The organism is Natronospira proteinivora, assembly GCF_024170465.1.
Taxonomy (GTDB): Bacteria; Pseudomonadota; Gammaproteobacteria; order Natronospirales; family Natronospiraceae; genus Natronospira; species Natronospira proteinivora.
The window spans coordinates 128,621-151,236 of sequence record NZ_JALJYF010000003.1 but is presented as its reverse complement, the minus strand read 5'-3'; the positions used below and the strand labels follow the sequence as shown (position 1 = coordinate 151,236).

At 57.7% G+C, this 22,616-nt stretch carries 21 protein-coding genes; 8 read left to right on the top strand and 13 right to left on the bottom strand.

Annotation, left to right across the window (positions count from 1 at the left end; translation table 11 throughout):
* A partial coding sequence (locus tag J2T60_RS13480) for an adenylate kinase (protein ID WP_445376065.1) occupies nucleotides 1-1,265 on the bottom strand: 1,265 nt, incomplete at its 3' end.
* 311 nt (nucleotides 1,266-1,576) lie between these two features.
* On the opposite strand from J2T60_RS13480, the gene J2T60_RS13180 reads away from it, so the two are divergent.
* From J2T60_RS13180 to J2T60_RS13170, 3 genes are all read left to right on the top strand, one after another.
* Nucleotides 1,577-2,842, top strand: coding sequence for a 6-phosphofructokinase (locus J2T60_RS13180; RefSeq protein WP_253451293.1), 1,266 nt, complete (start codon nucleotides 1,577-1,579; stop codon nucleotides 2,840-2,842).
* Between the two features lie 50 nt (nucleotides 2,843-2,892).
* Nucleotides 2,893-3,828, top strand: a complete 936-nt coding sequence (locus tag J2T60_RS13175; RefSeq protein WP_253451291.1) for a cation diffusion facilitator family transporter — start codon at nucleotides 2,893-2,895, stop codon at nucleotides 3,826-3,828.
* A gap of 150 nt (nucleotides 3,829-3,978) precedes the next feature.
* Complete coding sequence (locus J2T60_RS13170; RefSeq protein WP_253451288.1) at nucleotides 3,979-5,091, top strand: OmpA family protein; 1,113 nt, start codon at nucleotides 3,979-3,981, stop codon at nucleotides 5,089-5,091.
* 41 nt (nucleotides 5,092-5,132) lie between these two features.
* On the opposite strand, the gene rrtA is transcribed toward J2T60_RS13170, so the two are convergent.
* The 10 genes from rrtA to J2T60_RS13120 all read right to left on the bottom strand — a co-directional run bounded on the left by rrtA (nucleotide 5,133) and on the right by J2T60_RS13120 (nucleotide 16,607).
* Nucleotides 5,133-5,768 carry a rhombosortase gene (rrtA, locus tag J2T60_RS13165; protein WP_253451285.1) on the bottom strand — a complete coding sequence of 212 codons (636 nt, stop codon included), beginning with the start codon at nucleotides 5,766-5,768 and terminating at the stop codon, nucleotides 5,133-5,135.
* Nucleotides 5,765-11,377, bottom strand: coding sequence for a putative Ig domain-containing protein (locus J2T60_RS13160; protein WP_253451282.1), 5,613 nt, complete (start codon nucleotides 11,375-11,377; stop codon nucleotides 5,765-5,767). The genes rrtA and J2T60_RS13160 overlap by 4 nt, the downstream gene beginning before the upstream one ends.
* 67 nt (nucleotides 11,378-11,444) lie before the next feature.
* Complete coding sequence (locus tag J2T60_RS13155) at nucleotides 11,445-11,735, bottom strand: DUF6916 family protein (RefSeq protein ID WP_253451279.1); 291 nt, start codon at nucleotides 11,733-11,735, stop codon at nucleotides 11,445-11,447.
* The gene (locus tag J2T60_RS13150) at nucleotides 11,728-12,330 is read right to left on the bottom strand and encodes a GNAT family N-acetyltransferase (protein WP_253451276.1); all 603 of its coding nucleotides are present in this window, start codon (nucleotides 12,328-12,330) and stop codon (nucleotides 11,728-11,730) included. Before J2T60_RS13150 ends, J2T60_RS13155 begins: the two co-directional genes overlap by 8 nt.
* Before the next feature lie 27 nt (nucleotides 12,331-12,357).
* Complete coding sequence (locus tag J2T60_RS13145) at nucleotides 12,358-12,858, bottom strand: phage tail protein (RefSeq protein ID WP_253451272.1); 501 nt, start codon at nucleotides 12,856-12,858, stop codon at nucleotides 12,358-12,360.
* A 52-nt stretch (nucleotides 12,859-12,910) separates the two neighbouring features.
* Nucleotides 12,911-13,417, bottom strand: a complete 507-nt coding sequence (locus J2T60_RS13140) for a phage tail protein (protein WP_253451269.1) — start codon at nucleotides 13,415-13,417, stop codon at nucleotides 12,911-12,913.
* A gap of 18 nt (nucleotides 13,418-13,435) precedes the next feature.
* Entirely contained in the window at nucleotides 13,436-13,933 is a 498-nt protein-coding gene (locus tag J2T60_RS13135) for a phage tail protein (protein WP_253451265.1), read from the bottom strand.
* Nucleotides 13,934-13,948: 15 nt separating this feature from the next.
* Complete coding sequence (locus tag J2T60_RS13130; protein ID WP_253451262.1) at nucleotides 13,949-15,661, bottom strand: Ig-like domain-containing protein; 1,713 nt, start codon at nucleotides 15,659-15,661, stop codon at nucleotides 13,949-13,951.
* 156 nt (nucleotides 15,662-15,817) lie between these two features.
* The gene (locus J2T60_RS13125; RefSeq protein WP_253451260.1) at nucleotides 15,818-16,075 is read right to left on the bottom strand and encodes a hypothetical protein; all 258 of its coding nucleotides are present in this window, start codon (nucleotides 16,073-16,075) and stop codon (nucleotides 15,818-15,820) included.
* Nucleotides 16,076-16,130: 55 nt separating this feature from the next.
* Nucleotides 16,131-16,607 (bottom strand): FKBP-type peptidyl-prolyl cis-trans isomerase, encoded by a 477-nt coding sequence (locus J2T60_RS13120; protein WP_253451257.1) that lies wholly within the window; start codon nucleotides 16,605-16,607, stop codon nucleotides 16,131-16,133.
* A gap of 463 nt (nucleotides 16,608-17,070) precedes the next feature.
* Between J2T60_RS13120 and J2T60_RS13115 the strand changes: the two genes are divergently transcribed.
* Nucleotides 17,071-17,373: a chorismate mutase gene (locus J2T60_RS13115; RefSeq protein WP_253451254.1), complete on the top strand. Its 303-nt coding sequence runs from the start codon at nucleotides 17,071-17,073 to the stop codon at nucleotides 17,371-17,373.
* Nucleotides 17,370-17,930: a prephenate dehydratase domain-containing protein gene (locus J2T60_RS13110; protein ID WP_253451250.1), complete on the top strand. Its 561-nt coding sequence runs from the start codon at nucleotides 17,370-17,372 to the stop codon at nucleotides 17,928-17,930. The genes J2T60_RS13115 and J2T60_RS13110 overlap by 4 nt, the downstream gene beginning before the upstream one ends.
* On the opposite strand, the gene J2T60_RS13105 is transcribed toward J2T60_RS13110, so the two are convergent.
* Entirely contained in the window at nucleotides 17,913-18,347 is a 435-nt protein-coding gene (locus tag J2T60_RS13105) for a DUF2784 domain-containing protein (protein ID WP_253451247.1), read from the bottom strand. The genes J2T60_RS13110 and J2T60_RS13105 overlap by 18 nt on opposite strands.
* Nucleotides 18,348-18,437: 90 nt before the next feature.
* On the opposite strand from J2T60_RS13105, the gene J2T60_RS13100 reads away from it, so the two are divergent.
* Nucleotides 18,438-19,181, top strand: a complete 744-nt coding sequence (locus J2T60_RS13100; RefSeq protein WP_253451244.1) for a lipopolysaccharide kinase InaA family protein — start codon at nucleotides 18,438-18,440, stop codon at nucleotides 19,179-19,181.
* Nucleotides 19,182-19,223: 42 nt separating this feature from the next.
* Here J2T60_RS13100 and thiC read toward each other — a convergent pair whose 3' ends face one another.
* Entirely contained in the window at nucleotides 19,224-21,104 is a 1,881-nt protein-coding gene (gene thiC, locus J2T60_RS13095) for a phosphomethylpyrimidine synthase ThiC (protein WP_253451240.1), read from the bottom strand.
* A 446-nt stretch (nucleotides 21,105-21,550) separates the two neighbouring features.
* On the opposite strand from thiC, the gene J2T60_RS13090 reads away from it, so the two are divergent.
* Both J2T60_RS13090 and J2T60_RS13085 read left to right on the top strand, forming a co-directional pair.
* Complete coding sequence (locus tag J2T60_RS13090) at nucleotides 21,551-22,231, top strand: protein-L-isoaspartate O-methyltransferase family protein (RefSeq protein ID WP_253451237.1); 681 nt, start codon at nucleotides 21,551-21,553, stop codon at nucleotides 22,229-22,231.
* Nucleotides 22,232-22,262: 31 nt separating this feature from the next.
* On the top strand, nucleotides 22,263-22,577 hold the full coding sequence (locus tag J2T60_RS13085; RefSeq protein WP_253451234.1) for a rhodanese-like domain-containing protein: 315 nt from the start codon (nucleotides 22,263-22,265) through the stop codon (nucleotides 22,575-22,577).
* The last annotated feature ends 39 nt before the right edge of the window (nucleotides 22,578-22,616 follow it).

Below are 22,616 nucleotides of genomic sequence, written 5' to 3'. Positions count from 1 at the left end.
TTGGAAGCTTTCTTCTTGGAAGCTTTCTTCTTGGAAGCTTTCTTCTTGGAAGCTTTCTTCTTGGAAGCTTTCTTCTTGGAAGCTTTCTTCTTGGAGGCCTTCTTCTTGGAGGCCTTCTTCTTGGAGGCCTTCTTCTTGGAGGCCTTCTTCTTGGAAGCCTTCTTCTTGGAAGCCTTCTTCTTGGAAGCCTTCTTCTTGGAAGCCTTCTTCTTGGTGGCCTTCTTCTTGGAGGCCTTCTTCTTGGAGGCCTTCTTCTTGGCGGCCTTCTTCTTGGAAGCCTTCTTCTTGGAAGCCTTCTTCTTGGAGGCTTTCTTCTTGGAGGCTTTCTTCTTGGAAGCCTTCTTCTTGGAGGCCTTCTTCTTGGAAGCTTTCTTCTTAGTGGCCTTCTTCTTAGTGGCCTTCTTCTTAGTGGCCTTCTTCTTGGTGGCCTTCTTCTTGGTGGCCTTCTTCTTGGTGGCCTTCTTCTTGGTAGCTTTCTTCTTGCTGGCCGCCGGCTCTTTGGCCGCCTCACCGGCACCCGGACGACCCGTGGCCGCCTGGGCCGGGGCCGCTTCATGGGCATAAGGGGTCACCGCACCGGCGGCACCGCCCGAGCTGGCGGCCGGGGCGCCACCGCTGACGATGGGATCCAGCACGGCTTTGAGACGGCGGAAAATCTCTTCCATCTCACCATCGGCATTCACCGTGGCCAGCTTGCCCTGGCCGCGGAAAAACTCCACCAGCGGCCGCGTCTGCGCTTCATACACCCGCAGGCGATTCAGCACGGTCTCTTCATTGTCGTCCGAGCGATGGGCCAAGGGACCGCCACAGGCATCACATTGACCATCAATCTTGGGCGGATCGAAATACATATTGTGGACATTGCCGCAGTGCTGGCAGACCCGGCGGCCCGCCAGGCGTTGCACCAAGGCGTCTTCATCCACATCCATCAGAATGGCCATGTCCAGGGGCTGGCCGATCTCGGTCAGCATTCGGTCCAGCTCTTCGGCCTGGGCGATATTGCGCGGGAAGCCGTCCAGAATGAAACCATTGCGGCAATCCGGATCCTTGAGTCGCTCCTGGATGATACCCAGGACGATGTCATCGGAAACCAGTTGCCCGGCATCCATGGCCGCCTTGGCCTTCATGCCAAGTTCAGTGCCGGCCTTCAAGGCCGCACGAAGCAGATCACCGGTAGCGATCTGGGGAATTCCGTAGGCCTCCACCAGGCGGCGGGACTGTGTTCCTTTCCCCGCACCCGGGGCCCCAAGCAGGACGATACGCATGTGTAATCTCGCTTTGCTGGTTCCAATTCGTGGAAATGCCGCCTTTAAGCGGCAGGATTGGGCACGATTCTGGCCCAAAATCCGCTTTCACGCAATTAAGCAATATAAAGCGCATGCGCCTAATGCGGAAAATCCACCCACTATCGACCTTACCCTATCGGAAAGGGAGACACCGTCAAGGCCTTGGCGGGCGGCATTCAAGGGCAATTTCCGTTATCCTTACGGGACTGCGATAGGCTGCTTGCTACCCAACAAGCAAGCAGTCGTTCCCTCGATTGCCATGGACCCAATAGCGGGAGGAATACCAGCTCATGTCCCGACGCAACGCATTTTACGCCCAATCCGGCGGAGTCACCGCCGTAATCAATGCCACCGCCGCCGGCGTGATCGAAGCCGCCCGCGAACATGATGACCAGATTGGCACCGTCTACGCCGGGCGGGACGGCATTATCGGCGCACTCACCGAAGACCTGATCGACACCAGCCAAGAGAGCAATGAGGCCATTGCCGCGCTCAAACATACCCCCGGCGGCGCCTTCGGCTCCTGCCGCTACAAGCTCAAGAGCCTGAAAGAGAACCAGGCTGAATACGAGCGGCTTATTGAAGTCTTCAAGGCGCATAACATTGGCTATTTCTTCTACAACGGCGGCGGTGATTCGGCCGACACCTGCCTGAAGGTCTCGCAACTGTCGGAAACCATGGGCTACCCCATTCAGGCCATCCATGTCCCCAAGACGGTGGACAATGACCTGCCCATCACCGACACCTGTCCCGGCTTCGGCTCGGTAGCCAAATACATTGCCGTCTCTACCCTGGAGGCCTCCCTGGACGTGATGTCCATGGCACGGACCTCCACCAAGGTCTTCGTGCTGGAAGTCATGGGGCGGCATGCCGGCTGGATTGCGGCGGCCGGTGGCCTGGCCGGAAAGACCGAAGAAGAGCCGCCTCATGTCATCCTCTTCCCGGAGATCGCCTTCGACAAGGAGAAATTCCTGGCCAAGGTGGATCACGCGGTCAAGGAATACGGCTACTGCACCGTGGTGGTCTCGGAAGGCACCCGGGATGCAGAGGGCAACTTCATCGCCGATGCCGGCAGCACCGATGCCTTCGGTCACAAACAGCTGGGCGGGGTTGGCCCCGAAATCGCCAACATGGTGAAAGCCGAGCTGGGGCATAAATACCACTGGGCGGTGGCGGACTATCTGCAACGCTCCGCCCGGCATCTGGCCTCGGCCACCGATCTCAATCAGGCCGTGGCCGTGGGCCGCGCGGCGGTGGAAATGGCCCTGGCCGGCAAGAACAGCGTCATGCCGGCCATCAAGCGCCTCTCCGACGAGCCCTATCAATGGGAGATCGACGAAGCGCCCTTGGCTGATGTGGCCAATGTGGAAAAGAAGATGCCACGGGAATTTATCAGCGAGGATGGCTTCGGCATCACTGAAGCCGGGCGGCGTTACCTGGAGCCACTGATCCAGGGAGAAGCCTATCCACCCTATGGAGAAGATGGACTGCCGAAGTACGTGAAGCTGCGCAATGCCTCGGTACCGCGCAAGCTCCCGGAATTCAAGCTGAAATAACAGTAATCATGCGGCGGCGGGGCTCGCCCCCGCCGCTGGAGGCCCGCACCATGCACGGACATCACCATCATCATCAGGGTGGCAGCGAGACCGGCGCCACCCCTTTCGTGATCGGCATCATCATCACACTGTGCTTTGCCGTGGTGGAGTTCACCTTTGGCTGGATCGCCGGCTCCCTGGCCTTGATGGGGGATGCCGCCCACATGGCCTCCGACTCCCTCGCATTGACCCTGGCTGCGGGTGCGGCCTGGCTGGCACAAAGACCGGCCAGCAGCCGTCATACCTTCGGTCTCGGCCGGGCCGAAGTGCTGGCCGCCATGATCAATGCCACGGTGATGCTGGTCATTGTGGGGGCTCTGGGTCTTGCGGCCGTACAACGGCTCATGAACCCTCAACCCGTGGAAGGTAATATCGTACTGGTGGTGGGTACCATCGGACTGATGCTGAATATCATCCTGGCCCTGGTGCTCTTCCACGGTGAGCGGACCCTGAACAACAAGGGCGCCCTGCTGCATGTGGTGGGCGATTTACTGGGCTCGGTGGCGGCCATCTCCTCCGGCATCATTATCCTTCTAACCGGTTTCACGCCCATTGACCCCATCTTGACCCTGTTCATCTGCACATTGATCCTGGTCGCCGCCCTACGCTTACTCCGGGAATCGGCTCATGTGGTTCTGGAGGGTGTGCCGCAAGGAATGGATCTGAAGCAGGTGGGCGAAGCCATGGCCAATGATCCCGGCGTCCACTCGGTACATGATCTGCACATCTGGGCGCTTTCCTCCACCCAGACGGCCATGTCCGCGCATGTAGTGCTTCATGACCTTCAGGATTGGCCCGGGGTGGAATGGAGGCTGCACACTCTGTTAACCGAGCATTTCCGGATCGACCACCCCACCCTGCAACCGGAACCCGCCGTGCTGGCCACTGCATCGATCAAGGACATCGGAAAGATACACCCCGGAAAACACAGCCCTGACAAGGAATGATGTCCCCCGATTCGGATTTTCCGCCCGAGTCATCCACAGCACGACTTTTTATTAATATCTGCTAAGCTAGTGTCATGAGGGAAAGTAGCGGATCCATGATAGCTACTTCACTCGCCAAACGGATTGTAATCATAAATGGATTTTCGAGTCATGCCGAAACTCACCACCTTTCAACGATTATCTGCGCCTTACGCTATCGCACTCCTTGCCTGCTTGCCTGTCGCCCATGCTTCGGACCGGCCCTGGTATGTGGGGGGCGATGCTGGTCTTGCCAATACCCATATTGACGCCAACGCGATCGATGACCGTTTGGACGACAAGGGCTTGGAGGCCACAACCACGCTGAATGACCGTCAGCGGGTCGCCGGCCGCCTTTTCGGAGGTTGGCAATTCCACCGGCATTTCTCCCTGGAAGCCGCCTATACGGATCTCGGAGAACTGGACATTCGCTTCCAGGACCTGGATGACAGCCTGGAAAGTGAGGACTTGAGCGAGGTTTGGCCACTGTCTGGGAGCGGCATTGAATTGACCCTGCGCGGCCATCTACCCCTGACGGAGAACATCTCGGCGTTTGCCCGTGCAGGACTGTTCAATTGGAGCGGTGACTACCAACTGGGAGACACCCCCGCCTATACGGAAAGCGGTACCGATCCCATCTTTGGTTTGGGGGGGCAGTGGCAGATGCATGATCGATGGTCAATGCGGCTAAACTGGGACCGGTTCTGGCTTAATGGTGAGGATACGGACTTCATCAGCATTGGTCTGATTGCCCACCTGGGTGAGAGTCGTTCGCAACTGGCGCCCATTACTGCGAAGCCGTCAGCACCAGCGAAAAGAGCACCGGAGAGAGAAACAGGCCGTGAAACACCCTCTATAGAAGAAAAAACTACCTCAGCCGCACCTAAGATAAAAGAAAAGACATCAGACTTCGAGGAACAAGATTGGACCGTCACCTTCGACTTTGACAGCTATAAGGCAGAGATTTCGGAGGCTGAACTGGACGAGATTCGGCATTTGATGGATCAACATCCTGAGTCGAAGCTATTCCTGACTGGTTTCAGTGACAGTACGGGGCCGGCCATCTACAACCTTCAGCTGTCACGGCAACGTGCGGAAGCAAGCAAAGCTTTCTTGCTTGGCAAGGGCATCAATGTGGACCGCATAAACGTATCGGCCCTGGGCGAGGCAGACCCCATTGCTGATAACGACTCGGCCGAGAGCCGGGCAAAGAATCGTCGAGTGGAAATCGTGCTGCGCCAATAGAACAAGCTGCTAATTCAGACAGCTGCGGCCTCGGGCAACGGTTATTGCTCCGGGGGCATGGCAGCCCCCAACCACCTCCGGGGGAGAAAAAGCGCGAAACAAGCCCCCACAATAGCGCCATAGAGATGGGCTTCCACCACAACCTGCCCCTGAATTGCTGTCGCGCTCATCTCTGATAACGGGCTTGTGAAATCCAGGATGAGACGAACCACCAGAAGCAAGAACAAAGCAGCCGCCAGCAGGGCCCGACAACGAATACCGGCCACCGCCCCGGCCGCCCAGACGGCGGCGCACACGCCAGATAGACCTACGTAAAGCTGCAACTCTGGATAGAAGAACCAAAACCCCGCACTGATACCCACGGCGCCTACCAGCGCACAGAAAAACAGGTTCGTGGTGCCCAGCCACCCTGTCACAAGCCAACCCAGCAGTAGCAAGCCAAGCAGGTTCATCATGAGATGTTCAAGACTAAAGTGAACCCAGTGCCCGCTCAACCAGCGCCACCACTGTCCATCCTGGATAGCGTCCCGCTGATAGGCAAACAGGTTCTGCGCTGTCTCACCCAGCCAGGCCATCAGAGCCGCTGGCAGTGCCAGCAATAGTAGAACACCTATCAACCGCCTGCCCTGGCCCTCCGGGAGAGCACTAAAGGGCAAACGCTGAGGCATCCACTTCATGGGAGGGAATCGCGAACACGAGGCCTGTTTCCACCCTTCCCAATCAGTCCAAGTAGCATGACAAGCAACAGTGCAGCAATCGTGAAGGAGCTCAAAGAACCGCCGCCACTCACCTGCCGGTCCTGCAGGCGGACAAATGTCACTTCCGCTATGTCATGATTGTTTTCGGAAACCGGATCTTCGGTGGTTGCCGAGACTTCCACATCGAAGTAAGCCAGGCCAGGGGAATCGGAACTGCCTACGAAGCGAATTTCCAAAGCCTCATCCGCCGCGATAAACGGCAGGTCGCAATCAATCGTGGCGTTGTCCACCTCGCACCACGCCTCCCCTTTCTTGAAAGCCGATAGATCAAACAGGCTGCTATAGGGCAGCGTCACGCTCGCTCCCCTCGCCTCATCCGGACCATCATTGCGAATCAAGACCGTCACCTCGACTGGCTCACCCAGAGGCTGTCGAGAATGGGAAACCGTCAACTCCACAGACAGATCCGCCAATTGTTCGCCTTCTTCCAGGAAATCACTCCTGAGGAAGACCTCCATACCTTCATCACCGCGGACAAATACGCCATCCAGAAGCCCACTGTGGTCCAAATCACCGAACAGCGCAGCCTCTACATGGTGAACGGCCTTCATCAGCCCATCCAGTGTCGGAGAGCGATCTTCGGAAAAGGCATAGTGCTGCTGCGCCCCACCACGGTTGACCACTGCCAAGTCATGCCCCAAACCAAAGGGAGCCGGTACGCTAAGCAATGAAAGGGTATCGCTCCGCCCCATATACGCTCGATCACCCAACAAACCCTGCCCATCACCAAAATAGACCGGGTTCAATGGCGGATCCAGGTCGTTCCCGTCCTGGGAAGAAGCGGCAAAGGCAACATCCTGTATACCATCACCATCAAAATCACCGACGGCGACATCCACGAAACCACCGTCGCCCAGCTCCTGATCCAAGCCATAATCCAATCCACCCGGCTCATCGGAACGATCACGGTAAATCCGCGCCGGACCATCGTGATTGGCGAAAATCAGCTGTTTTATCCCTGTTTGGTCCAGATCCGCCATGGCCACAGCCCTACTGTCCTGATCTCCCAGAGAGGCCACTCGCTGCAAAATGCCTTCATCCGTGACCGTCCAGACTGAGTTCTCAACCCCAGGCCTGGCCGAGAAAGCTACAATCTTATCCTCAGCATTGTCGGGCTGATTAGCGGCAATGCCTGTCACCCCCTCGCTGTCATCCAAAACCTGATAGGTGGAAAACCCTGTCCCGTCATACTGGTAGACTCGGGCACGCTCATCACCGCCTGCCACAATCAGCTCTGGACGATCACCGTCGCTAATGCTCGCCAGACTCAAGACACGAATTTCTCCCGGATGGTCAAAGCTGATCAGTTCGTAAAAGTCGGCATTCCCCTGATCTGCCATAAGGCGGATCCGTCCACTACTTCCATCCGCTAGAACAAGGTCTTTTCGGCCATCCAGGGTCAGATCGCCACGGGCCAGTACAGTAGTCTCCACTTCAGTGGAATGCGTGGGCTCGGTCCAAAGCGTGTCATAGACATGAACCTCAGCCACATCAGCATCCACAAGCACTTGTTCGCTGGATGTCTCTTCAAGGACTCGAACCCGAGTAAACACATCCTGGGCACTGGATAATTCAGCCTCCACCGAGGACAGCCACTGTTCTCCTGCTACCAGCGCTTCGGCATCACAATTCAGGGCTACTGTGGCTACCTCCGGCTCATCCACCGAACTGCAGTTGACAGAGGGGGCGATACTCACTTCAAAAGCTTCATCGGCAAAAAACTCCACCGAAATACGCATCGGCTCAGTCTCTTCCAGCCCCTGATTCCGGAGATCAACCTCCCATTGAATCGGATCCCCCTCGGCAACAAAGCGAGCTCGTGCATCAAGACTGACAAGCGGGTCCGCAGACTCGCCACTCAAGACATGCAAGTCATAGCCCTGCTGATCAGCAGCATCTCGATACTCCGCACTTAAGGCGAGGGAATAACTGCCAATGTCTTCTTCAGACGGCGAGCCTTCCAGTACGGCAGTCCCATCACCCAGGTCTGTTAAATCCAACCAGTCAGGCAACTCTTCGCCGCTGATTTCCACGTCTTCAGGAGAGGCCGACAGCGTCTCGACAAGATAAGTATATTCTTGCTCGATAATGACATGGGGCACAGGATCACTAATGAAGCTCACCCCATCAATAACCTGAATATCAAATGACTGCTCATCCTGCCCTCGACGGTTTTCAGCAACCAGCTCAATGGCATGACTCCCTTCATCATTACCACTGGGTGTACCACTGAGCTCGGCGACCCCGTCCCCCTGATCGTTCAGAGTCAACCAATCAGGCAAGACTGGTGCGCTAAAGGTTAATTCATCGCCACTTGCGTTAATAACGTACTCATAGGATTCACCGGGTTCAGCACGTGTAAGCGGTGTACTGGTAAATTCCGGTGCTTCAATATCCTCGACTTCGATCGTGAAGGTTTGCTCATTTTCTCCACCCCGATCATCGGCAACCAGCAAACGAACTTCATGCTCGCCTTCATCTGTCTCCTCGGGCGTACCCGACAGCTCTCCATTTCCATCACCCTGATCAGACAAGGAAAGCCAGTCCGGCAATTCAAGCGCAGACAACTCGATTGGATCACCTTCCGGATCTGTGGCCGTGACTTCATAATGATAAGCCTCACCCACATCGGCTTCCGTCTCAGGACTGCTGGTAAACTCCGGCGGCTGGTTCGCTTCCACCTCAATGGTGAAGCTTTGCTCAGCCACACCACTCCGGTCGTCTTCGGCTTCCAGCACCACCGAATGGCTGCCCACTTCATCGGCACCCACACTGCCCTCAAGCTCACCGCTGCCGTCACCGGCATCACTGAAGCTCAGCCAGTCCGGCAGCGTACTGGCCGTCAGGATGATCGGATCACCTTCCGGATCGCTGGCGACCACCGCATAGCTATAGTCATCGCCCTCTCGGATGTCCGTCTCCGGGCTGCTGGTGAACTCCGGCGCCTGATTGGCTTCCACTTCAATCGTGAAGCTTTGCTCCGTCACACCGCCCCGGTCGTCTTCCGCTTCCAGCACTACCGAGTGGCTGCCTACCTCATCGGCACCGGCGCTCCCTTCAAGCGAGCCGCTACCGTCACCACCATCACTGAAGCTCAACCATTCCGGCAGCGTACGGGCCGTCAGGGTAATGGGGTCCTCTTCCGGATCGCTGGCCACCACCGAATAGCTATAGTCATCACCCTCCCGGATGTCCGTCTCCGGGCTGCTGGTGAACTCGGGCGGCTGGTTCGCGTCCACCTCAATGGTAAAGCTTTGCTCGGTCATACCGCCCCGATCATCTTCCGCTTCCAATACCACTGAATGACTGCCCACCTCATCGGCACCGGCGCTCCCCTCAAGCTCGCCGCTTCCATCACCGGCATCACTAAAGCTCAACCAATCCGGCAGACTGGTAGCAGTCAGCGTAATGGGGTCACCTTCCGGATCGCTGGCCGCCACCGAGTAGTTATAGTCATCGCCCTCTCGGATGTTTGTCTCCGGACTGCTGGTGAATTCCGGCGGCTGATTGGCTTCCACCTCGATAGTGAAGCTTTGCTCGGTCATGCCACCTCGGTCGTCTTCCGCTTCCAGCACGACCGAGTGGCTGCCCACCTCATCGGCACCTACACTGCCCTCAAGCAAAGCACTACCGTCACCGTTATCGCTGAAGCTCAACCAATCCGGCAGCGTACGGGCCGTCAGGGTAATGGGGTCTCCGTCCGGATCGATGGTCACCACCGTGTAACTATAGTTATCACCTTCTCGGAACTCTGTCTGAGGACTGCTGACAAACTCCGGCGGCTGATTGGCTTCTACGTCAATAGTGAAGCTCTGGGTATCCACGCCGCCCCGACCATCATCCACTTCCAGGGTCACATTATGCGTCCCCACATCGGATGAGCCCGGCTCACCTGACAGCTCTGCCGTCGTGTCATCACTTGAGCTGAGTGAAAGCCAGGCAGGGCCGGTGGTCATCGTGAAGGTCAACGCATCCCCATCCGGATCGCTTGCCTCGACATCATAGTGATACGGGATGTTTTCATCGGCATCCGTCACCGGCGTACTCGTTATGCTCGGCAAGCTATTTTCATCAATCTGCAGCGTGAAACTCTGAACGGTGGTCTCACCGCGCTCGTCCTCGGCATGAATCTCAATACTATAGTTTCCGGCATCACCCATCTCCGGAGACCCACTCAGGATCCCTCTGGCCTCGCCAGGCTCATTGAGGGTTTGAGTAAAATCCAGCCAGGGTTCACCAAGGGGCGTCTTGCTGAGATCGATTTCATCCCCATCCGGATCCGTGACGATGACTTCGTACTCGTAGTCCAGGCCTTCGCCGCCTCCTTCCACGGGCGTGCTATCAAATGCCGGCGGCGTATTGGGCTCCACCGTCAGGGTGAAGGTATCCATCACATCGGCACCACGACCATCATTGGCGATCAGGTCAATACTGTAGTCACCGTCATCACCGGCGCCCGGGGTGCCGCTGAGCACGCCCTCGGCGTAACCGGCATCATCCACAGTTTGGGTAAAACTCAACCAGGCAGGTGCGTTGTCCACACTCAGGGTGATGTAGTCGTCATCCTGGTCCACCGCCACCACGGTAGATTCATAATCCCGAAGCACACCTACTTCAGTAACTGGGGTGCTGGTGAATTCGGGCAGGGTATTTTCCGTGACCGTAATCGTGAAGTCTTGTTGGGTAATGCCGCCAAAACCGTCATCGGCTTCAATCACCACCGAATGATCACCTACATCGGCCAATCCCGGCGTGCCGGACAGGGTGGCGCTGTCATCGCCGTTATCCACCAAGCTCAACCAATCCGGCAAGGTAGCTGCTGTCAGACCCAGGCTATGGCCATCGGGGTCTGAGACCGAGGCAATGTACTCATAGGGTAGCCCTTCGCCGATCTCGGTATCCGGGGTCGTGTCAAAGGCAGGCGGTCGATTAACCAGCAGGTCAAGGGGCGTGGCATCGCTGGCTTCAAACTCACTGGTCTGGGCGAAGCTGGCCTGGATGTCCTGCTCACCGCCTGCCGTGGGTGTCAGTTCGCAACTGCCTTCGCCAGCGGCATCCAGGGTTGCCCCGCAACTGCTGGCGCCCCCACCGCTCACGGTGACGGTTTCTCCCTCCGGCACCGGGCCACCACTAGGACCGGAATCCACCGAAACATGGACTTCGACTGATTCACCCAGTTGGATATGGCCCACACTGCCACCGCCTGCGCGGAACTCGTCGATCTGAGTTTGTGTGATCACCCGGGAAACCGGGGCAGTGGTAGTGGCCGTCACATCGGTCAAGGGGGTACCGCCGTCATCCTGACCAGATACCGTGACATTTCGCGTGACAGAGGAATCAGAGGCAGGCAAGTCAGTCGACACGGTGGCCTGGAAACGGACAGTCACTTCCTTGTCCGATTCCAGCTCACCCACATCCACGGTCACTGAATCGCCATTGGCCATCGCAGCGGAAGGCAAAGCAAGCATGAGGAATGCCAAGACCATGAAAAAGGCCTGCCACTGACTTTGACCGAATATTTTTTTCATCTTACTGCCCACTCCGCCGGACTCCTTGGCACCACGGCACTAAAGGCCATGACCCAATCCATTGTTTTCAATTAAACACTGCTTCGTAACACAGACCCTTGCCATCAGGGCCGACGGGTACGAGAAACAATGCTTCCACTTGTTTATCATCCTGCCGCAAGATGTAGGTCGCTTGCGGCAACTTCGGCTCCATCGGGCCCCGGAACAGCAAACTGAATGGCTGGCGTGCGCCGTTAACCGGGGCTTCCCTCAAGGCTCGGGCTTCCAATAACTGCAAGTCGGATACCCCCTGGGGCGCGCCTTCCAGCTCAAAGCGTTGGCCAATCATGGCCTGGTACCCCTTAAGTTCATCACTCACTGACAACAACCTCCGCCGAGCTGTCAATACTCCTTGTAATCTCGGCAGGCTGTGTGGAGCGCTGCATCAAATCATAAACAGCGCCACTGGACTGTAATTCGAAACCCTTGCCTTGATACAAACGCCGAGCTGGATTGTGTTTTTCCACATGGATACTCAATGAATACCCCTGCGTCTCTGCCTGAGCGGCCAAGCAATCCAGCACCGCACCGCCCAGGCCTTGGCTGCGCCAGCCGGGCAACAAGGCGATATCCACGATGCGGCAATCATTGTCGGCCCAATCCAGATACAAGCGACCCACCGCCTCCCCTTCTTTTTCCAGCAAAGCAAACACCGCATCCGGACGGTTGCGGGAATAATCCGCATGCTGGGCCTTGAATTGCATGGCCAAGAATTCGGCCTTCTGGGATTCCGGCCAGGGCACATGCGCCAGCTCCGTTTCCCGGGTGCTGGCATAAATGGCCTGCAGCGTTTGCCAGTCCTGTTCGTCGGGCAGGGGCCAGGATGCCGCCGGGTGAAAGGCCCGGCGCAAGACAAGCCCCGGCCTGACCATCAGGGCCGACTGGATCTGCTCAAACTGCCCGGCCTTGTCCATATATGGCTCCAATACCCCCGCGAACCTTCAAGGCCGAGGTGGAAAGATCCCTTCCAGGGCAATACAGAAATTCATGGTCAGATAGGGCTGACGGTTTTCATGGGCCTGGCCTTGCCCCACCGTGGACAGGGCATCGTCGGCCATGAACTTTCCATTGGCATCGGGTGCATAAGCCTGCCCGCCCTGTGTAGCGAAGACATTGTCCTTTGGCTCATCTGAGTCCGCTTGCCCACTGCCGCGTGTCCCGGGTGCAAATTTCAGGGTATGGCGGTGCAAGGGCATTTGCTCAGCTGTCAGGCTCACACGATTCCCACCCCCGGTCTCGCCCAGACGGCGCGGCCCCAAACCCGGGCCCTGTCCTTGACCCAGGGGAATACGCTGGCGCAGATCGGGTAAACCGAAGTTTGTTCGTCCATTGCCGCCGAAACGGGTGCCCAGGATTGAATAAAGAGCCGCGTGTTGACTAACAGACAGCAACTGCCCATCACACAAGGCCCAACCTCTGGGGGCGAACCCAAAACCCATCATACGAACTTCACCAACAAACGGCTCCATACATTGTCCTCAACGTCAATAACGATCAATCCTGTGTTGGATACATACCAACAGAAGCGATAATAAAATTCAGCACTTGAAAGGGCATCATATTGTTGTGGGGCTGAGCGCCACCCACTGCTTGCAAGGCATTCGGACTGAAATCCGCCGATGCACTTTGCGTTTCCGAATAAAGGTCCGGGCCGCCGGTTTTCGCTGCCATCAGCCGCCCAGCAGGGTCGCTAGCGCTGGCGGATTCTTGACTGACATTCATGGCATGATCATGAGCGGGAAGCTGATTACTGGTGAGGCTGACCGTTTCCTGCCCACCGACTTGTCCCGCGGCATACTGATTCCCCGGGTGGACGGGCACGCGGCCGCGCAGGTCCGGCAATCCGAAAGTGGTCTGGCCGTCGCCGCCGTAGGTGGTCCCGAGCAGAACAAACAAGACTTCATATTGCGCAATTGGTAACAACTGGCCGTCACAGATCAACCAGCCATCCGGGGCGAAATCACCCGCGAACATCCGAATTTCACCGACAAACTGATCCATCAAAGACTCCTGAGCAATTCAATCCCGCGTGGGGTAGATACCCTGCAAGGCGATACAGAAAGGCACAACGGAATAGGGCTGCATATTGTCGTGGGGCTGACCGCTCCCCTCGGCGGACACGGTGGATGAATCCATGGTGCCCCCACCGGGGGTGTCACCGGCGTAGTAATAGTCATCCGCCTGGCCGATATATTGATTGCGGGGATCATTGCTTTTCTCACCGGAAGCCACCACCACCTTATGCCGGTGCGACGGCAACTCGTTTACCGTCAAGGTATGCGCGCTTTCTCCACCCTGACTGCCCAAGGGTTGGTTCTTGTCCTGGTGGACCGGCGCACGCCCTCGCAAATCCGGCAAATTGAAAGTGGTGTGATTACCGCCAAACTGATTTCCCAATAAGGAATACAGGGCCTGATTCTGGGACACAGGCAGGGATTGCCCATCACAATGGGCCCAGCCCCTGGGGGCAAAAGAAAACCCCATCATGCGGATCTCACCGAGAAATGGCTCTGCCATTTTTTATTCTCCTATTCAGTCAAAGGCTGGCACATTTTCAATCGTCCGACACCCTCCTGGTGCTGGGGCGACAACATCATCAGCATCAAAGTCTTGCCCACGCGCAGCAATCACGGTGACATCAGAGCCATTCGCGTCCTGATCTCGAACAAACTCTTCCAGCTTCTCAAATGTAGATTCCTCAAGTCCGACCAAATAAAACGGCTCTGAAGGATTCAGCTCCGCTCTTAAGAAAAAGTATTCAGCTTCATCACCTTCTTTTGAGTCGAAGAGCACATCGTTCCCATCCAGGACTATGCAATATTCGGTTTCCAGACCGGATTCAAAGGCGATCCCGTCAACCACATCACCAGCAGTCAGATCCCCTAAAATCCTGATGAAGTTATCTTCAATGTGAACGTCAATCCCCCCCCTCCCTAGAACGTCGATGACGGATGAACCGGCCAGCTCCAGATCCGGGGCCACATTTGCAGTATTCCCCCTGATTTCCGCGACCAGGTCCCCCGGATTGTTAGTATTCGATCGCAAACGAACGAGGCGATCATACTTACCGCCCGTGAACTCATTATCTTCAACTAGCACTTCATGGGCACTACCGATTGAGTGTGCATAAACACCCCGCTCAACTTTTAGGTCGGCCAACTCAAACTCATTCCCGACAATAGCCAACCAACCTTCACGGCTTTCATGGTCGCCCTCAGGACCCATACGAATAATGTGCTCGACTTTTTCGAGATTCGTATCTGATGTAAAGAACCGGTTATTCCGAATCAACACATCCTCACTCTGATCCATATCGATGGTCCGCCCAGCGATCATGTCGAACTCGAATCCTTCGACATGAATGTCATCGAACAGCTCAACCAGTGGGCTGTCGCCATCGTGACCGCCGCCCGCCTGAATGGTAGGGCGACTGCCTGTGCCGCGCCAGGTAGGCTCGCCCAGGAGCACTATCCCATCGCTCACCAGCAGGGTCTGATCCAGCTCGTAGGTGCCGCTACCGGCACAGACTCGGATCTCGTCTTCGTCATCGAAGGCGTCAATGGCGGACTGAATGTCAGAATAAGGGGTGTTGTCGCAGGCGGAAATTCCCGTGCTGCTGCTGTTGCTGACATAGAGCACCGGATCTGTGACTTCCAGATGGACCGTCGCGATATCGCTGAGCCCATGGTCATTGACCAGGGTATAGCTGAAGCTGTCCGACCCCTGATAATCATTGGGCGGGGTATATTCAAAACTACCGTCGGCATTGATGGAGACACTGCCGCCCTCGGCGCTGTTGTTGTCGCTGTCGGCCACATCCACTTCCAGGCCCGGCGGGCTGCCCCCTTCCGGATAGAGGGCGCGATCATTGGCCAGCAGGCCGTCGCCGGCAGAGACGGGAAAAGTGCTGTTACCGGGGACTTCGGGGTAGTCATCATCCACGGCGATGGGAGAGATCTGGATGGAGTCGACGTCCAGATCCAGGTGCTCGTGGAGTTCATTATCGATTTCCACTGCCAAGGCATTGCCGTCGCCCTGGTTGGTGACGGTCAGCTCGAATTCCAGCGTATCGCCACGACGCACCTCTCCGTCCCCGTCTTGGTCGATGACGAGATCGAAATCGTCATTAATCTGAAGATCCGGTTGCGCGACCGCCAGAGGAGAGAGCAACAAACAGGCCAGAGCGGCCATTTGCGGAAAAAAGCGCTGCCCGGTGGAAAAATGGGAACGTCGAGATTGCTTCACTGCCACCTCCCTGGCTTGATCCATCGTTCCATCACATGCCCGACATTCAATGGGTCGGAAACCGATAGAGAACCCCACGAATACTGCCAAGCATGAAAGAACTTAACTTATAATTGCTGTCCCCTATCCTAGCTCATAGGGGATAATCTATCCAGATTATTTGGGCATGGCATGGATGAGCATGCCCGGAAAGGCAAAGCCGAAGGCCAGGGCGGTGCCCAGCATAAATGACCAGCCCGGCTGCAGAGGAAAGACTGTGGTGAGGTTGACTACGACTTCCAGCAGTATCCCCAGTACCAGTACGGACACCCCGACTCTCGCCAGCCGTCTTACCCAGGCATTGTCATCACGCCAAGTCATAATGGCGTAGGATATCAGGGCACCCAAGGCCACCACTGCAAGAAATGCTGCCATTATTCAAACTCCTTATGTTTCCAATGATGCAAACCATTCAATGACAAAGCTCGATTCAGTCCTCGAGGATCTCTATCAGCTCCACATCGAAAACCAGCATGCCCTTGGGCGCATCCGGCCGGTCAGGGCGTTCATCGTAGGCCAGCTCACCGGGGATCCAGAAGCGCCGTTGCTCGCCCTCAGTCATCAATTGGATACCTTCGACCCAACCTTCGATGAGCTGGCCCAGGGGGAACTCGGCCGGCTCGCCCCGCAGCCGCGAACTGTCAAACATCTCGCCGTCGGTGGTCCAGCCACTGTAATGCACCACGACCCGGTCTTCCGGGCGGGGATGCACATCCCCATACCCCGGCTCCAGCACAATCCAGGCCAAGCCGGAATCGGACTGCTCGGCCGTCTCCGGCGGCGCCGAAACATTGTCGGGGGCCGGCAGGGCCTCCGGCTCGGCATCATTCCCCTCATCGGCGGAACAGGCCATCAAAGACAACAAGGCAAAACAAAGTAGGCATCCGAGCAAAAAGGATCGCATCATTGGGAATCTCTCTATTTTTGGGGGCCGAAGGTCCGGCACCAGGCGGTTGTCGAAGCCCCTGTTTCAGCAGGACCGAGCTTCAAGCGGTGCCCAAGCTTAGTACATCGTCACCCGGGGTCAAGCAAGGGGCTGGAGAGGCGTACTCATGCCCGGGGGAAGGCCGCAGCATAGGGTACGGACGAGGCCATATTCCAAAGCGGTATACCCGGGGGCCTTGACCCCGGCCGATGCCTTGCCGATACTCGGAACATCGCCAGCGAAAGACAAAAGGCCACACGCAACGTGACCGTTTATCCGCGCAACTTTTATTATTTTAGCAGCCGCTTCTTCTTTGGAAGAAGCGGTCGGCTGAGGTGTGCGCGGGTATAGGATAGCAACAAGACCACCAAGCACCCTTCCAAAGCCGGCCGCGACAGAATCGCGGCCGGTTTTTTTTGTGCCCGGAAAAAAGAGGAGCGACACCATGCAGGAAGACCTAAACGCCATGCGTCGGCTGATTGATGTCATGGACCAGACATTGCTGGATCTGATCAATCAACGGATTGCCCTCACCCGGGAGATCGGATACATCAAGGCCCGGGACGGCCTGGCTTGCCGGGATGAAGCCCGCGAGCGGCAACTTTGCCTGAGAATCACCATGGGTAATAACGGCCCCATCAGTGACAGTGCCGCCCAACGCATTTTCGAACTACTCATGCAGGAATCCCGACGACATCAAGCTCAATGCCAGGACACAGAGTATCCGACCGCAAGGAATCCGTCATGAGCCGCCTGCGTCTCGCCATTCAGGGTGGCCCTTGTTCATTCAGTCATCAGGCAGCCCGGACACTGCTCGAACAAGCGGAAGATGATATCCACTATCGCTTTCTCGCCGGATTTCCCGAGGTATTGAATGAACTGATGCAAGGGCATGCTGATGCGGTTCTGCTGCCGGTGGAAAACAGCCATATCGGCCCCATACCCGGCATACAGGACTTATTGAAAAAGTCCAGGCTTGTGCATCGTGCCAGCCTCTGGCTTCCCGTACGCCATTGCCTGGTGGGCCTGCCAGGCGCGGATGAAAGCGCCCTTCGGACGGTTCACTCCCATCCGGCAGCACTGGCCCAGTGCCAGCAATTTCTGTCACAGCACCCCAAGCTCCAAGCTGTGGAAGAAGAAGACACAGCCAACAGCCTCAGCCTGCTCCGGGTCCGCGGACAAGGCAACGCCGCCGCCATCGCCTCCGTGCAGGCAGCTTGCTTCCATGGACTTCCCCTGATCCGAAAAGATATTCAGGACCAGCCGGATAATCGGACCCACTTTCAGCTATTCACTGCACCCTGAGCGGTAAGAACGGCGCGGTGGGATCCACCACCAGGTAAAAATTACCAATAGCGCAAAGGTCGTATACAGGACTACGAAGACTTCACTGGGGAGATCGTGATAGATGAGCTGGCCCAGCCAGTACTCCACAAAGCCTTGATCATGGGGGGTCTGCCCCGCCGCCCGTCGCAGCTCATGTTCCCAGATGGTCAAGGGGCAAAGAGCGCCCAGCCAGGCCTGCAAAACGACAACGAGAATCAGCAGCAGGTGCGTCAAACGAATCCAGAATCGCCGTACCCAGACCCAGTCAAGCAATCCGCCGATCATGAACAGGACCTGACCCAGCACCACGAAAAAGACAATCCCGGCATGTAGAACCAGAATCAGATCCGCCAGCAAGCCGGGCATGGGCAGCATTTCATAGATGGATGATTCCATGAGCACCCTCCGGATGCGCCAATCCACCGGATTTGGGTATCATGAGCAATTGGACAACGCCAAGCCGCCCATGTCACCAAAGGACTCGCCTTGCGCAAACATATCGTCGTGGCCCCGACCTGGGAAGACCATCCGGAACTAGAGGCCCTGTTGGCGGAATTGCCGGATCTGGACCAAGACCGGATCACGCAAATCCTCAAGGACAAACCCATCAGCCTGGTGGCTCGGGTTCAGGTCGGTGCAACAGAGCTGGTGATCAAACGCTACCGGACACCTTCTCTGGGTAAACGGCTAAGCCGTCTATTGCGTCTTTCCAAGGCCTATCGCTCCTGGTGGGCCTGCCAACGCCTGGCGGCATTGGGCATCCCGGCCATGCAAGCGGTGGCCTTTGTTGAACAGCGATTCGGACCGCTGCGCTTTGATCCTGTCCTCATCGGCACATTGGTGGACGGACCCGACATGATTGAGTACCTGGGTCAGTACCCAATGGAAAATGCTCGATGGGAAAGCGGGGCAAAACAAATCATCGAGCGGGTACAAGCCATCCACCGGGCAGGCCTGGTCCATGGCGACCTGAACTGGACCAACATACGCTTCACCCGGCAGGGGGCGAGCTTTGTGGATCTGGATGACATGCGCGCCTTCCGCTTCCCACCCCGCTTTCACAATCGAATGCTGCGGGACTGGCGAGTGCTGATCTACAACTGGCGGGACCGCCCGGCCATGCAAAAACGCTTCGCCGAGCTGATGCGGGAAACCCTGGGCCAAGGGCTCTACCAACAAGTGACCGCCAAGTCCTTCCGCGACCACAAGCCCGTACTGCCCTTCTCCTGAACCTGGGGTGGGCTTCCCTGCCCCACCCCGGCATCATGACAATCAGGCCTTCTTGTAGAGCTCACTGCCCTGCTGCTTGAACTCCTCGGCCTTCTCCTTCATGCCTTCTTCAAGCGCCGATTCCGGATCATTCAGCCCCTTCTCGTCGGCGTATTCCCGCACTTCCTGACTGATCCGCATGGAGCAGAACTTGGGCCCACACATGGAGCAGAAGTGGGCCACCTTGGCCGAGTCCTTGGGCAGGGTTTCATCGTGATAGCCCCGGGCCCGCTCGGGATCCAGACCGAGGTTGAACTGGTCGTCCCAGCGAAACTCGAAACGGGCCTTGGACAGGGCATTGTCCCGGACCTGGGCACCAGGATGCCCCTTGGCCAGGTCCGCGGCATGGGCGGCAATCCGGTAAGTAATGATGCCTTCGCGCACATCATCCCGGTTGGGCAGGCCCAGATGCTCCTTGGGCGTGACATAGCAAAGCATGGCGGTGCCGTACCAGCCGATCAGGGCGGCGCCGATGCCGGAGGTAATGTGATCATAGCCTGGGGCAATATCCGTGGTCAGCGGGCCCAGGGTATAGAAAGGCGCCTCGCCACAATGCTCCAGTTGCTTGTCCATGTTCTCTTTGATCAGCTGCATGGGCACATGGCCGGGGCCTTCGATCATCACCTGGCAATCATGCTCCCAGGCGATCTTGGTCAGTTCGCCCAGGGTTTCCAGCTCCGCGAACTGGGCCTCGTCGTTGGCATCATCCACCGAGCCGGGACGCAGGCCATCCCCAAGGGAGAAGGCCACGTCATAGGCCTTCATGATTTCGCAGATGTCCTCGAAGTGCTCATACAGGAAGCTTTCCTGGTGGTGAGCCAGGCACCACTTGGCCATGATGGAGCCGCCCCGGGACACAATGCCCGTCCGGCGCTTGGCCGTCATGGGCACATAGGGCAATCGAACACCGGCATGGATGGTGAAGTAATCCACCCCCTGCTCGGCCTGCTCGATCAGGGTATCCCGATAGATTTCCCAGGTCAGGGACTCGGCATCCCCGTTAACCTTCTCCAGGGCCTGATAGATGGGCACGGTGCCCACCGGCACCGGGGAGTTACGGATAATCCATTCCCGGGTCTCATGGATGTTCTTGCCGGTGGACAGGTCCATGATGTTGTCCGCACCCCAGCGGGCCGACCAGACCATCTTCTCCACTTCTTCGGCGATAGAGGAGGTCACCGCCGAGGTCCCCATATTGGCATTGATCTTGACCAGGAAATTGCGGCCAATGGCCATGGGCTCGGATTCGGGGTGATTGATGTTGTTGGGGATAATGGCCCGCCCGCGAGCCACCTCCTCGCGCACGAATTCCGGTGTGATCTCATCGGGGATGGCGGCCCCGAAGGACTCACCCGGATGCTGTGCGCCCAGACCGGATTCGCGCATCTCCGCTCGCTTCATGTTCTCGCGGATGGCCACGAACTCCATCTCCGGAGTCACGATGCCCCGGCGGGCGTAATGCATCTGGCTCACATTGTGGCCGGGCTTGGCCCGCCGGGGCTTGCGGCGGTTGTCAAAACGCAGGCCCTCCAGGCGTTCATCCTCCAGCCGCTTGCGCCCGTACTCGGAACTCAGGCCTGGCAACTCCTCGGTGTCGTCACGCTCGGCAATCCAGCCCGCCCGCATGGCCGGCAAGCCCCGGGTCAGATCGATCTCGGCCTCGGGATCGGTATAGGGCCCGGAGGTGTCATAGATATAGATGTCGGGATTGTTCTCCACGCCGAACAGGGCCGGGGTCTCGGACTGGCTGATGGCCCTCATGGGCACGCGCAGGTCTTCACGACTGCCGGTGACATAGACCTTGCGGGACCCGGGAAAGGGTCGGGTGGATTCTTCATTCAGCTCCGCGGTGCGAAGCTTAAGATCTTTCGGAATGGCACTCATGGTCGGACCTCCATACTCGGTTTTCGGTGGAGATCCGGGTGGGCTCAGAAATGGGCTGTGACAGGGAGCAGGGCCCCCGGTTTCCATTCCCTGCGCCGGCATGACCCGGATCAGGTTCCGGCCCCTGCCTGTCAGGGCAAGGACCCGGGGTTTCCGCGCCACTCGGGAATCGGCTGATTCCGGTGAGTCCTGCGGTCTCTCAGCCCCGGAGCGACAGCGATTTGCCACCGTCACGGCGGGACACCCCCATGGATGGGTGATTTTCCACGCGAAACTGTGACACTGGACCCAGCGCAATTCAAGCCCGGCCCTAAAAGCCGAAACCACCCCGCCTATCTCCCGACAGTAACCAAACAGGGCCTTCCGTGAACAAGCTGCCCGCTTGCCTTGTAGGCGCGCTGGCCTTATCCTTGGCGACCCCGAAACACGCGCCAGAAGAAGCCACCATGACTGCACAGAACGCTGCTCCCGTTCAGGATATCGCTCACTCCCGGATGATGATGGTTGAATGCCAGGTTCGGACCTGGGAGGTACTTGATCCCCGGGTGCTGGAAGTCATGACCAATGTGCCCCGGGAACGCTTCGTGCCCGACGCCTACAAGGGCCTGGCCTTTTCCGAGGCCAATATCCCCCTGGATCATGGCCAGATGATGATGCAGCCCAAGGTGGAAGGCCGGGTGCTACAGGCCGTAAACATTCAACCGGGTGAATCGGTGCTGGAAGTGGGCACGGGCAGCGGCTATCTGGCCGCCTGCATGGCGGAACTGGGCGGACAGATTCTAAGCGTGGACTGCTTCGAGAACTTTGTGCGGGATGCCGAGTCGGTCTGGAAGGACCTCGGCTTCAAGCAACTCCGGGCCCAACAGGAGAATGCCGCCTCCCTGGAGTGGACCAATGAGCGCTATGACGTGATCGTGGTGACCGGCTCCATGCCGGATCTGCACGACAGCTTCCGCCAGCATTTGTCGGTGGGCGGCCGTCTGTTCGTGGTGACCGGCAAGGCCCCGGTCATGCAGGCACAGTTGATGACTCGAGTGGGCGAGGATGACTGGTCCCGGGAGTTTCTCTTCGAAACCAACCTGCCGCCGCTGATCGACGCCTACGAGGATCGTCAATTCCAATTCTAGAGCCCCATCCGGCCCGGGCGGAGGAGACAAGATGAAACGGATCTCCCCCCACAATGCCCAACAGCGCCTCTCCGCAGGCGATGCCTGTCTGGTGGATGTCCGGGAAGCGGCCGAACTGGAAATGGCCCGACTGGACCCTGCCCTGCATATCCCCATGGCCCAGCTACCTCAGTCCCTGACGCAACTACCCCGGGAGCGGGATCTCATCATGCTCTGCCATCACGGAATCCGAAGCGCCATGGCGGCAGATTTTCTGGAACGCAATGGCTTTGAAAGAGTCCTCAACCTGGAGGGCGGTATCGACGCCTGGTCCCGGGAAGTCGATCCCCAGATCCCCCGGTATTAGCCCGGAATGCAGCAATGAAAACACAACACAGTGGTTGAT

Coding starts and splice junctions, on each gene's coding strand:
- J2T60_RS13180 (WP_253451293.1), top strand. CDS start 1,577: ATGTCCCGACGCAACGCATTTTACGCCCAATCCGGCGGAGTCACCGCC.
- J2T60_RS13175 (WP_253451291.1), top strand. CDS start 2,893: ATGCACGGACATCACCATCATCATCAGGGTGGCAGCGAGACCGGCGCC.
- J2T60_RS13170 (WP_253451288.1), top strand. CDS start 3,979: ATGCCGAAACTCACCACCTTTCAACGATTATCTGCGCCTTACGCTATC.
- rrtA (WP_253451285.1), bottom strand. CDS start 5,768: ATGAAGTGGATGCCTCAGCGTTTGCCCTTTAGTGCTCTCCCGGAGGGC.
- J2T60_RS13160 (WP_253451282.1), bottom strand. CDS start 11,377: ATGAAAAAAATATTCGGTCAAAGTCAGTGGCAGGCCTTTTTCATGGTC.
- J2T60_RS13150 (WP_253451276.1), bottom strand. CDS start 12,330: ATGGACAAGGCCGGGCAGTTTGAGCAGATCCAGTCGGCCCTGATGGTC.
- J2T60_RS13145 (WP_253451272.1), bottom strand. CDS start 12,858: ATGATGGGTTTTGGGTTCGCCCCCAGAGGTTGGGCCTTGTGTGATGGG.
- J2T60_RS13140 (WP_253451269.1), bottom strand. CDS start 13,417: ATGGATCAGTTTGTCGGTGAAATTCGGATGTTCGCGGGTGATTTCGCC.
- J2T60_RS13135 (WP_253451265.1), bottom strand. CDS start 13,933: ATGGCAGAGCCATTTCTCGGTGAGATCCGCATGATGGGGTTTTCTTTT.
- J2T60_RS13125 (WP_253451260.1), bottom strand. CDS start 16,075: ATGGCAGCATTTCTTGCAGTGGTGGCCTTGGGTGCCCTGATATCCTAC.
- J2T60_RS13120 (WP_253451257.1), bottom strand. CDS start 16,607: ATGATGCGATCCTTTTTGCTCGGATGCCTACTTTGTTTTGCCTTGTTG.
- J2T60_RS13115 (WP_253451254.1), top strand. CDS start 17,071: ATGCAGGAAGACCTAAACGCCATGCGTCGGCTGATTGATGTCATGGAC.
- J2T60_RS13110 (WP_253451250.1), top strand. CDS start 17,370: ATGAGCCGCCTGCGTCTCGCCATTCAGGGTGGCCCTTGTTCATTCAGT.
- J2T60_RS13105 (WP_253451247.1), bottom strand. CDS start 18,347: ATGGAATCATCCATCTATGAAATGCTGCCCATGCCCGGCTTGCTGGCG.
- thiC (WP_253451240.1), bottom strand. CDS start 21,104: ATGAGTGCCATTCCGAAAGATCTTAAGCTTCGCACCGCGGAGCTGAAT.
- J2T60_RS13090 (WP_253451237.1), top strand. CDS start 21,551: ATGACTGCACAGAACGCTGCTCCCGTTCAGGATATCGCTCACTCCCGG.
- J2T60_RS13085 (WP_253451234.1), top strand. CDS start 22,263: ATGAAACGGATCTCCCCCCACAATGCCCAACAGCGCCTCTCCGCAGGC.